Annotated in this window: 13 protein-coding genes; 1 reads left to right on the top strand and 12 read right to left on the bottom strand. The window is 44.4% G+C overall.

Annotated features, from left to right (window positions below):
• Positions 1–21: 21 nt before the first annotated feature.
• From flgL to GZ22_RS15730, 10 genes are all read right to left on the bottom strand, one after another.
• On the bottom strand, positions 22–906 hold the full coding sequence (gene flgL, locus GZ22_RS15775; RefSeq protein ID WP_038564528.1) for a flagellar hook-associated protein FlgL: 885 nt from the start codon (positions 904–906) through the stop codon (positions 22–24).
• A 7-nt stretch (positions 907–913) separates the two neighbouring features.
• On the bottom strand, positions 914–2,431 hold the full coding sequence (flgK, locus tag GZ22_RS15770; protein WP_038564526.1) for a flagellar hook-associated protein FlgK: 1,518 nt from the start codon (positions 2,429–2,431) through the stop codon (positions 914–916).
• Between the two features lie 39 nt (positions 2,432–2,470).
• The gene (locus GZ22_RS15765; RefSeq protein WP_038564525.1) at positions 2,471–2,971 is read right to left on the bottom strand and encodes a flagellar protein FlgN; all 501 of its coding nucleotides are present in this window, start codon (positions 2,969–2,971) and stop codon (positions 2,471–2,473) included.
• Between the two features lie 18 nt (positions 2,972–2,989).
• Positions 2,990–3,247, bottom strand: a complete 258-nt coding sequence (gene flgM / locus GZ22_RS15760; RefSeq protein WP_038564523.1) for a flagellar biosynthesis anti-sigma factor FlgM — start codon at positions 3,245–3,247, stop codon at positions 2,990–2,992.
• An 83-nt stretch (positions 3,248–3,330) separates the two neighbouring features.
• On the bottom strand, positions 3,331–3,747 hold the full coding sequence (locus GZ22_RS15755) for a TIGR03826 family flagellar region protein (RefSeq protein ID WP_038564520.1): 417 nt from the start codon (positions 3,745–3,747) through the stop codon (positions 3,331–3,333).
• 117 nt (positions 3,748–3,864) lie between these two features.
• Positions 3,865–4,398, bottom strand: a complete 534-nt coding sequence (locus GZ22_RS15750) for a ComF family protein (protein WP_051748367.1) — start codon at positions 4,396–4,398, stop codon at positions 3,865–3,867.
• 140 nt (positions 4,399–4,538) lie between these two features.
• The gene (locus tag GZ22_RS15745) at positions 4,539–5,933 is read right to left on the bottom strand and encodes an ATP-dependent helicase ComFA (RefSeq protein WP_038564515.1); all 1,395 of its coding nucleotides are present in this window, start codon (positions 5,931–5,933) and stop codon (positions 4,539–4,541) included.
• Between the two features lie 45 nt (positions 5,934–5,978).
• Positions 5,979–6,821, bottom strand: a complete 843-nt coding sequence (locus GZ22_RS15740; protein WP_038564512.1) for a DegV family protein — start codon at positions 6,819–6,821, stop codon at positions 5,979–5,981.
• Between the two features lie 213 nt (positions 6,822–7,034).
• Positions 7,035–7,715 (bottom strand): response regulator, encoded by a 681-nt coding sequence (locus GZ22_RS15735; protein WP_038564508.1) that lies wholly within the window; start codon positions 7,713–7,715, stop codon positions 7,035–7,037.
• 178 nt (positions 7,716–7,893) lie between these two features.
• Entirely contained in the window at positions 7,894–9,033 is a 1,140-nt protein-coding gene (locus GZ22_RS15730; RefSeq protein ID WP_038564505.1) for a sensor histidine kinase, read from the bottom strand.
• Positions 9,034–9,171: 138 nt separating this feature from the next.
• Here GZ22_RS15730 and GZ22_RS15725 point away from each other — a divergent pair, with 138 nt between their 5' ends.
• Positions 9,172–9,804 (top strand): YigZ family protein, encoded by a 633-nt coding sequence (locus GZ22_RS15725; protein WP_038564502.1) that lies wholly within the window; start codon positions 9,172–9,174, stop codon positions 9,802–9,804.
• Between the two features lie 58 nt (positions 9,805–9,862).
• Here GZ22_RS15725 and nagB read toward each other — a convergent pair whose 3' ends face one another.
• Entirely contained in the window at positions 9,863–10,618 is a 756-nt protein-coding gene (gene nagB, locus GZ22_RS15720) for a glucosamine-6-phosphate deaminase (protein WP_099046371.1), read from the bottom strand.
• Positions 10,612–11,778: an N-acetylglucosamine-6-phosphate deacetylase gene (nagA, locus tag GZ22_RS15715; protein WP_038564500.1), complete on the bottom strand. Its 1,167-nt coding sequence runs from the start codon at positions 11,776–11,778 to the stop codon at positions 10,612–10,614. The genes nagB and nagA overlap by 7 nt, the downstream gene beginning before the upstream one ends.
• Between the last annotated feature and the right edge of the window lie 98 nt (positions 11,779–11,876).

Here is an 11,876-nt window from a genome sequence, read left to right as displayed (position 1 = left end):
CTGGCAGAGCTTTATCTATTTTTATCGTAGGAAGTCCATAAGGGTTGGTTGAATAATTCGTGCGCCAGCTGACATCGCTGCACGGTGAACTGCTTCTTGGGAAGTAAGGTTCATAATAACTTCTTCCATTTCGGCATCTTCATTATTGGACATCAATTCTGTCGCTGAAAGCTCCTGATCACCTAAGCGGGATTCAACAAGATCCATACGATTCATCCGAGCACCTATATCAGCTCTTTCGTTGACAAGATTGTTGATATTCTCGTCAATAAGCCCGATATACTGATCTAAGTCTTCATCAGAACCATCAGAACGAAGTGCTGCAGAGAAATTATTCAAGTCATCGAATAATTTATTTCCGAATACTGCACCACCATCGACATTGATCTTTACATCAACACCTTTGGATAACGTCAGATTAACAGCATTAGAATTGAAATCTACAGTAGTGCTTCCATCGTCATTAATTGTAACTGGAGCAGTATTAGTGGTGGATCCATTAAAGATATATTTCTCATTCACCTGTGTATTTGCAACTGTCGCCAGTTGTTCTTTCAGTTGATCAACTTCCTCTGCAATATTACCGCGCTGTCCCTCTTCATAAGTACCATTACTTGCTTGGACAGCCAGTTCACGTAGTCGTTGAAGAGCACTAGTAGCATTGCTTAAAGCGGAATCAGAGTTATCAATCCAACTCTGTGCCTCTGATAAATTCCGCTTGTATTGTGCAACATCACGAACCTCAGTACGATAACCCATACCCTTCGTAGCAACCACCGGGTCATCGGAAGGCTTTGTGATTTTCTTTCCAGAAGATAGCTGTTCGGAATACTTATTCAAGTCACTGTAGCTATTACTCAGGTTACGCAGCATACTGTTAGACATCATACTTTGTGTTATACGCATGTCTTACTTACCTCCCTACTAATCCCATGTTATTAATAATTGTATCGAGCATTTCGTCCACGGCTGTCATGCTGCGGGCTGCAGCATTATAAGCATGCTGGAACTTGATCATATTAGTCATTTCTTCATCGAGTGACACGCTGGAAACAGATTGGCGCTGCAAATCAGCTTGATCTACTAATGAAGTAGAGTTCGTTGCTTGTCTCTTCGCTTCCTGTGCATTTACTCCTAATGTCCCGATCATACCTTCATAAAAGCTGCTGACAGAAGTGTTGCCTAGTCCTGCTAAAGGTGAACGCATTGCTTCTGAAAGCTTCTTGGCGTTTTCACCATTACCGGAAGTACCGTCTGCACTTGCTGCAATTAGGTCAGGCTTGCCTTCAATAGCAGCCGACAAGCTAATTTTTGCTGCTGCACCATACTCAGACCCACCAGCATCAAAGAAATCAATTCCAGACACTGTGCCATCTTTCGTATAGCCAGTTTGCTGTACAGCATTCATCGCCTGAGCAAAGCTGAACGCCATTTTATCAAGGTTCTTCATCATTTCCGGATAGGTACCTTTAACAGCACCGTCTTCCAGATAGCCATAAGAATCTATAAGTCCTTTAAGTTCACCTTTAGATGTAAAGTTCTCTACCGAAATCTCTGTATCTCCAAATGTGATACTCTCAACAGCTTCCATGCCGTTTTCATCTTGGCCATACTGAATGGACAATGGCTGATATGTCTTTGAATCTGGATCAACCAACACTGCTTGTGCAGCACCTTGATCGTCCACCAAAGTAATCTTAGCTATACCTTGTGCTGCTGTCGGAGCATGACCGCCTGATTCCTGGTATTCTACTTTAATGTTGACCATTGATGATAGCTCATCAATCAGTACATCTCGTTTATCATACAGATCATTTGTTACCATGCCGTGTGGCTCCATCTCGGCGATCTGTTTGTTCAATTCATTGATTTGATTCATATAAGAGTTGATGCTTTTCACGGATACATTATCAATTTGATCACGAAGATCGCCTCGGACATTGGTCAGGCTGTCAGAGATATAATTAAATGTCTCTGCAACTGCCTGTCCTTTTTGTAAGGCTACAGAACGCGCTCCGGATTCTTCCGGTGTAGAAGAGAGGTCCTGTAAGGAGCTCCAGAAATCATCTAATACTGCGGACAATCCAGTATCGGATGGCTCATTAATGACGCCTTCCATACGGTTTAGTGCTTCTGATTTCATACTCCAATAAGCAGCCGTACCAGTCTGCGAACGGTATTGCGCATCCAAGTAGCTGTTGCGGATTCGTTCAATCGAACCTGCTTGGACACCTGTTCCCTGCTGTCCGACTACTTCTGGACGGTTACGTCCTGCGGCTGGATATGGGGAGATTTGTTCGAAGTTAACGCGCTGTCTTGTGTAGCCTTCTGTATTTGCATTTGCAATATTATTGCTTGTCGTATATAACGCCGTCTGCTGCGCATAAAGCGCAGAGCGGGCGATTTCTAATCCTTGGAATGTTGATCCCATGTATATTCCCCTTTTACCGATAGCTTTTCCGTATCTGTGTTATGCTTTGGAGTCAAATAAGGTGCGATTCTGTGGTCGCTGCTGATCTTGATTAGGTGTACCGTAATTCAATGACTGAATGGAGGGAGCAAGCATATCCAATGAAATCTGCAGAAATTGCATCGATTGCTCCAGCAGCTGCTGATTGAGCGCTTCCTGCTTCTTGAGCTCTGTCACCGTCTCAGTAAGGCCGATCAGTTCGTGTTCAAACCGAAGCGCTAACTTTTGATCTGTGATCTGTTCCAAAAGCTCAGAAACAGTCGACGGTACCGGAAGCCCAGAAGCAACAGCATATGCTTCAGTTTGCTTGATTCGCAATTTCTCGAGTTGGGCTACTGCTTGCACATGCTTCTTCTCTGCAAGCAGCTGCTTTTGCAGACCGTCCATATCATTTGCCTTCAAATGATCGGATTTCCGCTTGCTGATTTCCAGTAGACTCCGATGCAATTTATGCAGTTTTTCAATCGTTTCTAATAAAGCTTGTAAAGCTTGTAAAGCCATGGTTGCTCCTCCTTGGTCTTATGACCAAAAATCCATCATTTTCTTAGCGGTTTTCTCTGCATCGACTTTATATTCGCCATTTTGTACTGCGGCTTTTATCTGTTCCACATGGCTCTGACGGCTAGCCTGGATTTTGTCGCCTTCCTGAAGACGTTTCGCCTCCGGGGAAATTTCCAGCTTATCCTGGCGCTGACTTGCTTTTTGCAAATCAGCTTGCTGCTTGAGCTGTTTTGTGTACGGATTGAAACCGGATTGGTTCGGACCTTGAATTTTCAAAGATCTACACCCCTTTCCAACTTCTTAACACTCTTACAGATAGTATCGGTCAACATCGGGGAAATGTTAAGCGATTTAACGAATTATTTCGCAGAACGGTCTGCATTGTAATAGACACGCTGCTCTTTAACACCGGCAGCTACCCGTTTATCATCCAATTCGCGGGCAATATCCAAGTCTTTACGCATTTGGTCTTTGCAATCTGTACAGATCTCACCTTCTGTAATCTGATTGGAACAGTTACGACAGGAATAAGATAGCATCGGGAATTGACTTGGCTGCAGTCGTTTTTCGCGGACAAATTTAATGATCAATGATTCTGGTACTGTTGTTACTTCCGTAATTTGCTGGATGGTTGCTTGGCGATTTTCACGTTTGCGCAGATATTGATGTACCATTTGAAAAGAACGCTCTTCCTCTCGATGGCAATTCGGACAAATATCTCGGTAATCTCGTGCGAATACGCTTCCGCAGCGGACGCAATTTGCTAGTTCTAACATAGGCTAACGCCCTCCTCCTAGTATAATAGGTACACTCATTGGTGACCTGTTTAGTATAATTATAGCATGCTAATGTGGCAATCCTGCGGTTTACGCGACATTTGGCATATGGGAAAGTTACCCCCTAATTAGCGTACAGGCAGCCACAAAATCGGTACCATTTTCCTGCAATACCTGAGCAGCATGCCTTAGCGTTGCGCCTGTTGTATAAATATCATCGATCAACACAGCGTATTTGGGCGGCTCAACTAACAATTGAAAAGGATTTTCTGCAGTCAGCCTGTGCAATCGGCTACGCTTTGATTGCTTCTCTCCGTGCTTTCTTCCTAGTACATCTTTCCGCTTGGCCCGTGTAAAAGCTGCTAACTCTCCAGCTTGGTTAAAGCCTCTTTCCGCCATCCGTTCTGCACTTAACGGAATAGGAACAACCTCATACTTAGTATCCTGGAAATGCTGATAATAGAGTTTCTGAAATTCTACTTCAAAAACTTTACCAAGCACATAATCGCCGCGGTATTTCCATCTTGCTATATAATCTTGCATAAATGGCTCATAGCTGTACAAAGAAACATTCTTCTCCAGTACACCCTGATAGCTCGTTTTCTCCCACTCCAGACAATCCGAACAAATACTAGAACCGGTCTGCTTCATGCAACTTGGGCAACCTGACTCCTTCAGTCTTTGAAAAGACCCTTCGCAATCCTTACAAAGAAATGAAATCCGCTCCGACCAAAAGAAAGTGGACCAGCTCGGACGGGAAGTATACGATTCTCCGCATCCTATACAGAGGTTCATAGACGCTTTGCCCTTCGATTCATAACTTGAATGGCCCGAACTGCTTTATCCATAGCGTCACTTCTTCCTTCATGGAAAAAGATGACCTCTCCCGTCGGATCGGCCGGACTTCTGCCAGCGCGACCAGCAATCTGCACCAATGCCGCCTCATCAAACACATCATGAGCAGCATCCAAAATTGCCACATCTACAGAAGGAAACGTGACACCCCGCTCAAGAATCGTCGTCGTTAAAATAATGGCTGTTTCCCGATTTCGGAACGCCTGCACTTTTGCCTCTCTGTCTTTATCGGCAGCATGGACGGTTCTGATTAGTGTTTCGGCTTCTCTTTTTGGAAGGATCTTATGTGCAAATGGAAGCAGCACTTCTATTGCTTCTTCTTGCAGTCTATCAGCAAGCACAACGGTAGGGAGGAAGATAAGTACCTGCCTAATCGGATTTCTTCGATTATTGAGCCAACGCAGCAATCCTTTTGGAAGAGTTCCTTTTCGCAATTGCTTATGCAGACCAAAGCAGAGCTTTGAAGCAGGTACTGGAAGAGGCTGTCCATGAAACCTTACGGGAACGAAAACATGCGGGAGGGTTTTAGCGGCGATTTGCCGCTTTTCTTTTTGCCTTGGTGTTGCGGTGAGGAAGATGGAGGCACATGTCTGTTTCTTAGCTTTTTCCGAAGCGACATGGAGCATCGGATCTGCATGAAATGGAAAAGCATCGATTTCATCAATTATGAGTACATCAAAAGCGTGATAAAATCGCAGCAGCTGGTGTGTGGTTGCCAGAATAAGCTGACCGTCACCGGTTTTATCCGGACTGCCGCCGTACAATGCTTGAACGGTGACTGTCGGGAAAGCCTGCTGAAATCGCGGCAGCAATTCCCGGACAACATCAGCTCGCGGTGTTGCGAGACAAATTCTTTTGCCTTGCTGAAGAGAAGTTGCAATTCCTTGGAAGAGCATCTCCGTCTTCCCTGCTCCGCAAACGGCATGTACCAGTAGCTTTCCATTCTGCTTCATCGTCTGATCGATTGCATCTGCCGCAATCTGCTGATGTTTGGTCAGTTCTCCTTCCCATGCACAAGGATTATTGTGAATGTGCCAATCAGGATTTGGACCGGCCCATTCATAGAAAAACTCACAATAACTCACTCTGCCCATCTGGATGCAGTTTCGGCAATACAGATGTGTGCTTCCACAATTTTGACAGTTAATATTTTGCAAATGAGGCTGGGTAGCATTGCATCGATTGCAATACAGAATGTTTTTTTCTTTTCGTAGTGTTGGAATCTGTTTGAAGTATTGGTGTTGGAGAGCTTCTCGGAGGGCAGTTGTTGAGAGGGGTATTTCACGGCGTAATAATCGCTTGCCAGCATAGCGTTTTGGATCAAGTTCCATGCACTCGCTCCTTTCTATAAAAAAGGGAGAGAAATTCTCTCCCCTTTAAACCTTGTACCACAAAAGTCCAATTGCACCTTCCCCAAGATGAGTGGCGATAACGGGACCGAAATAAGAAATTTCCACTTCTACATTCGGAAATTCAGCTGCCAGTTCTTGACGCAGAATTTCTGCTTCTTCAGGTCGGTTGCCATGAAGTAAGCATGCCTTCATTTTCGCACCATCTGCCGCTTGCTCCGCTAACAATGCTTTGATTCGGCTGATAGCTTTCTTCTTCGTACGAATCTTTTCAAACGGTACAATCTTTTTATCCTCAAAATGGAGAACTGGTTTCACCTGGAGCAAACTGCCGATAATGGCTTGTGCCCCATTCAAGCGTCCTCCGCGCTGCAAATTGGATAAATCATCAACGATGAAGTATGCAATCATCGTTTCTTTCATTTCATCCATTCGCTTAAGAATTTCTTCCACGCTAGCGCCTTGCTTCACCATACGAGCAGCTTCCAAAGCATAGTAGCCCTGAGCCATACAGCTCAGTTCGGAATCATACGCATATACTTCAATTCCTTCGACCATATCATTAGCAGCAACCATAGATTGGTACGTACCGCTAATACCGCTGGAAAGATGCACACTAATAACGGCATCGTAGGATTGGCTCAGCTCCTCTAGTTTCTCGATTACTTTGCCGACCACTGGCTGCGACGTTTTAGGCAATGTCTTCTGCTGCTTGACCTTCTCATAAAATTCCGAAGCGGTAATATCCACTTCTTCTTCATAAGTTGCATCGTCGAAAACAACCTGCAACGGGATCATATGTATGTCAAACGCTTCTCGCTGTTCTGGCGTAAGATATGCTGTACTATCTGTCATCACAGCAATGTTCATGCTATCGGTCTCCCTTATGTTTTTCTGCTTTTTATCTAATCTTTTCTGCCTCTATCTTACCCTATGCCTGTCCTTTTTGCATCATTCATTTAGGAATTTCAACTCATGTGAGTAAGGAAAGATTTAGAGATTACCTGCTAAAAAGAGCGAATTTCGCCCCATCCTTTAGTAGAAAAACAAAAAAAGTCCGGGCTTATCACCCGGACTTTCAACTTATAATACTTCGACCCAGCCGTTGCGGATTGCTGTTACAACTGCCTGCGTACGGTCATTAACATTCATTTTCTGCAAGATATTACTAACGTGGTTCTTTACTGTTTTTTCACTGATATATAATGCTTCTGCTACGCCGCGGTTGCTCTTACCGTCAGCAAGCAGCTGCAGTACTTCACATTCTCTGCGTGTAAGCAAATGCAAAGGACGACGGTGTTCGCCGATTTTGCTGGAAATGGAAGAATTGCTTTCTTCTGAAAGGCGTCGGTATTCCTTTACAAGATTGTGAGTGACTTTCGGATGCAAATAGGATCCGCCTTCACTAACGACCTTAATAGCATCAATCAAAGAATCTGCATCCATTTCTTTCAGCAGGTAGCCTTGTGCGCCTGTTTTCAAAGCATGTGTCACATAGTTTTCATCATCATGGATAGAAAGGATGATAACATTGATATCTGGACGGTGCTTGATCAAGTCTGCTGTTGCTTGTACACCGTTCGTAGTCGGCATATTAATATCCATAAGAACAACGTCAGGATTAAACTTTTCAACTAGCTCAAGTGCCTCTGAACCGTCGTCTCCTTCTGCTACAACCTGGAAAGCTGGTTCGAATTCCAGGATCCGTTTGACACCCTCTCGAAATAGCTTATGGTCGTCAATCAATAATATTCCAGTACTCATATGGTTCGCTCCTCCTACAAGTTCTTGTTATTTTTCATCTTTTGCTGCATGTTTTAAGAAATTATGAGTAAATTGTCAATATAAGTGCGTTAACAAGTCCCGTCTAAGCGGTTGACATTAATGCATGCATCTAATTATAAGCATAATTACCTGATTATCGCCACTGAAATCCTTCTTTTTATCCCTCTGTAAGCGGTACCTTGATTAGGACTCGAGTCCCTTTTCCAATTTCGGAATGGAAGGCAATGGTACCATCTAGCATCTCGACACGCTCTCGCATTCCGATGATTCCAAAGGAGTTTTCCTTCTTCACCGTAACGTCAAAGCCCTTGCCATCATCAATGATGCTGATAACAACCAACTCCTGCATAACTTCAAGGCGAACCTTGATTGTGCTTGGCTCTGCATGCTTGACCGCATTTTGGACTGCTTCCTGCGTAAGACGGAACAAAGCCACCTCATACTTCGGATCTAGACGTTTTTCTGCCTTCAGTGCTGTGAAATCAATATGGATATTATTGAATTCTTCGATATTGGCCAAATACTTCCTTATTGTAGGCAGCAAACCAAGATCATCCAGCGCCATCGGGCGTAGGTCATAAATGATGCGGCGCACTTCGTACAGCGAGCTACGGACCATCTTACGCATATTCTGAATCTCAAGCAGCGCTTCCTCTGTACTTCTTTCCCGGAAGGTACGGTCAACAAGTTCGGATCTGAGCAGGATATTCGCCAGCATTTGAGCAGGGCCGTCATGCATTTCCCTGGAGAGTCTGCGGCGTTCTTCCTCTTGCGCTTCGATGATTTTTAATCCGAATTCCTGTTTTTCCTTCGCATCAATAATAAGCTGGGAAACTTGCTTGAAGTCATCATTCAGATAATTGAGGACAACGCTAATCTTACCTACAAGACCTTCCGCACGCTTCATTTTCAGTTCCAGCCCCTGCAATCGACGCTGGATCTCATCACGGCGTTCCCGCAGGAGCTTTTCCTTTTCACGTGACATGCGCAGCTCAATTTGCAGCTTATGGGTCTGCTCGTACACTTCCCGGATCTCTTCTTCCGAGTAGCGATCAAAATCACGGCTCACATCGGACAAGCGCATCTTGGAATAGCGGACCTTCTGTTCCAGCTGATCACCTTCCTTGATCATATCGCCCACTTTTTCTTTCGTGAGCTGCAGATCAGCGAGAAGCTGCTCATATTCCATGCGCGACTCTTCCCCTATGTAAAAAATCTCATCCTTGCTGTTCTCGACAGCTTCCACCATTTCATTGATGATCCGGTCGAGCGCTTTGTCTTCGATTTTTTTACCCATTTCATTTCTCCAATCTTGTATGCTATATCATTCGAATTACCCAACTGCTTTATGGGGTTTGCGGGATACTTTTCTATGTAATTCGTCATGTTTTCTGCTATCTTTATATAATGAGTGCTCAAGGAGGTAAAATGCAAGATGCTTACAACTTATTTTACCGTAAAAACGGAAGGTTCACACGAAATTGTCATTCAAAAATCCCGTTTTATCGGTCATGTGAAGCGCGTTGAGACAGAAGAAGAAGCAATCAATTTTGTTCAAAAAATCAAGAAAGAACATAAAGACGCCACCCATAACTGCTCAGCTTATATGATCGGCGAACACGACTTGATTCAAAAAGCCAGCGATGATGGTGAACCAAGCGGAACTGCTGGAGTGCCGATTTTGGAAGTATTGAAAAAGAAGGGCTTGAAGGATACTGCTGTGGTCGTCACAAGGTATTTTGGCGGCATCAAGCTTGGAGCAGGCGGTTTAATCCGCGCTTATTCTGGGTCTGCATCGCAATCAATTGACGAAATCGGTGTTGTAAAACGGCAGCTCATGCAGCTGGCGGAAATTCATATCGATTATACATTACTCGGAAAAGTCGAAAATGAGCTGCGGCAATCTGCCTATACATTGCGTAATATTGATTACGCTGACCGTGTCGTGCTTCATGCCGCATTCCAATCCGGACAGGAAGAAGAATTCCAAGCATATGTTACAGATATGACGAATGCACAGGCAGAAATCAGATTAGGCAGTCAAGAATATATAGAAGAAGATGTGTAAAAGTCGGACCGGCTTCTACACATCTTCTTTTTTTTCGACAAATTTATTACCCGGGAAATCACTTCCCGGTCTGATAATCTGCCGCCTTCAATCCGCTCAGTGCTCCTTGGTCAGCAATAATCGTGACATTCGGATGGTCTTTGATAATGGATGCAGGAAATGCTTCGGTTTTATCACCGTATACTAGCCTCTCCAATACAGAAGCTTTTTGTTCCCCTGCCACAAGCAGAAGCAATTCTTTACTTTCCATTATATTTTGGATGCCCATTGTAATAGCATGTGTCGGGACAGCTTCTAAGCTCGGGAAAAAGCGCGCATTCGCACTTCTTGTTGTCTTATCGAGCTCCACAACATGAGTCCGCTGCTCAAATGGTGTATGTGGTTCATTAAAACCGATATGTCCATTCAAGCCGATACCGATGACTTGTAAATCAATACCGCCTGCTTCCTCAATCAGCTGCTCATAAGCCTGACACGCTTTGTCCATATCGTTCGCTTCTCCATCTGGGAGATGCGCTTTTTCTGGGGATAAATCAATATGTTGGAACAGATGCTGGTTCATATAGTAGGCATAGCTATTCTCGTCGTCGGATTGGAGCCCTACATATTCATCAAGATTGAATGTTGCAGCTTCTGCAAAAGAAATGCGTTTTTGATTATACATCTCGATAAGTGCGTCATACATGCCTTCCGGTGTTGAACCGGTCGCAAGCCCCAGCACAGCATCCGGTTTTTTAGAAAGCTTCATAGCGATGCGTTCAGCAGCCATTACACTAAGTTCTTTATAATCCTTTGCTTTTTCCATTGTCAGCATGATTCTTCCTCCTTCTGATAAGCCAAGTTCCCTTTGCAATAGGTTGCTTGCAATGTCAGCTGGTCATCCAGCAAAACGATATCTGCATCTTTTCCTATAGCTAGCGAACCTTTTCGGTCATAAATTCCATACTGCTTGGCCGGATTTTCCGCCGTCATCTTGGCGATATCTGCAACAGATACATCTGCAAATGTTGCCATGTTCCGAACTGCATCCTTCATCTGCAGCATGCTTCCAGCGAGCGTCCCATCCGGCAGCAATGCTTTACCATCCTTCACAGTGACAGCCTGCCCGCCAAGATCATACGTGCCGTCTTCTAAACCTTTTCCGCGCAAGGAATCTGTAATCAGAATCAACCGGTCTGGACCGACATTCTGATAAACCAAACGCAGCATCTCAGGTGCTACGTGGATACCATCTGCTATTAGCTCCGACATGAGCTCGGGTAGTAAAAATGCTGCACCGACAGCCCCCACATCACGATGATGAATTCCATTCATTTGATTGCACAAATGAGTCAGCTGCGTAATTCCCTGTTCAGCAGCATCCTTTATTTGTTCAAAAGAGCTATCTGTATGTCCCGCCGATGCTACAATCTGTTCCGAAGCTAGCAGCTGCGTCAACTGGTAGTCCTCGTCACATTCAGGCGCAAGCGTCACGACCTTAATTTTATTTCCTGATAGCTTCTGCCACTTCCGGAAAAGTTCTGTGTCAGGTTGGCGGATATGAGCTAATGGTTGTGCGCCTGCTTTCACCGGATTAACAAACGGACCTTCCAAATGGACGCCGATAAGTTCAGCTTCTCCCGCTTGATGTATAAACAAACGTACTTGTTCCAGAGCTGTCTCAATTGCCTCTTCTTCTTGGGTAATTGTAGTAGCTACGAAAGTAGTTGTTCCTTCATTCGGCAGCCAGGCAGCCATTTTGTGCAGGCTTTCCTGTGTCGCATCCATCGTATCTGCCCCTGCAGCTCCATGAATATGTCCATCGATAAAACCGGGCAATGCATATTGAAGTAGCCCATCCACTTCCTTACCATACTGCTGGGATGGTTCACCTTCTCCTATTTCTACTATTTCCCCATTTCTCATACCGAGATAACCCGTCACCAACTTTTCTGGCAGACAAATCCGGACATTGCGAAGCAAGATGTCACCCATAGCAAGATTCCTTCTTTCCTTGATAGTACCATTAGCTTAGCATAAGGTATACATATTGTCTAACACTATAGACAATATGTATACAATTAAAAATCAAC

The organism is Terribacillus saccharophilus, assembly GCF_000725365.1.
Lineage (GTDB): Bacteria > Bacillota > Bacilli > Bacillales > Amphibacillaceae > Terribacillus > Terribacillus saccharophilus.
This window is presented reverse-complemented; position numbering and strand designations above follow the sequence as displayed.

Bases quoted from the DNA above. Each gene is read 5' to 3' on its own strand.
- GZ22_RS15745 (WP_038564515.1), bottom strand. From the start codon at position 5,933: ATGGAACTTGATCCAAAACGCTATGCTGGCAAGCGATTATTACGCCGT.
- GZ22_RS15740 (WP_038564512.1), bottom strand. From the start codon at position 6,821: ATGAACATTGCTGTGATGACAGATAGTACAGCATATCTTACGCCAGAA.
- GZ22_RS15730 (WP_038564505.1), bottom strand. From the start codon at position 9,033: ATGGGTAAAAAAATCGAAGACAAAGCGCTCGACCGGATCATCAATGAA.
- GZ22_RS15750 (WP_051748367.1), bottom strand. From the start codon at position 4,398: ATGAAGCAGACCGGTTCTAGTATTTGTTCGGATTGTCTGGAGTGGGAG.
- GZ22_RS15765 (WP_038564525.1), bottom strand. From the start codon at position 2,971: ATGGCTTTACAAGCTTTACAAGCTTTATTAGAAACGATTGAAAAACTG.
- flgL (WP_038564528.1), bottom strand. From the start codon at position 906: ATGCGTATAACACAAAGTATGATGTCTAACAGTATGCTGCGTAACCTG.
- flgK (WP_038564526.1), bottom strand. From the start codon at position 2,431: ATGGGATCAACATTCCAAGGATTAGAAATCGCCCGCTCTGCGCTTTAT.
- GZ22_RS15725 (WP_038564502.1), top strand. From the start codon at position 9,172: ATGCTTACAACTTATTTTACCGTAAAAACGGAAGGTTCACACGAAATT.
- GZ22_RS15735 (WP_038564508.1), bottom strand. From the start codon at position 7,715: ATGAGTACTGGAATATTATTGATTGACGACCATAAGCTATTTCGAGAG.
- GZ22_RS15755 (WP_038564520.1), bottom strand. From the start codon at position 3,747: ATGTTAGAACTAGCAAATTGCGTCCGCTGCGGAAGCGTATTCGCACGA.
- nagB (WP_099046371.1), bottom strand. From the start codon at position 10,618: ATGCTGACAATGGAAAAAGCAAAGGATTATAAAGAACTTAGTGTAATG.
- nagA (WP_038564500.1), bottom strand. From the start codon at position 11,778: ATGGGTGACATCTTGCTTCGCAATGTCCGGATTTGTCTGCCAGAAAAG.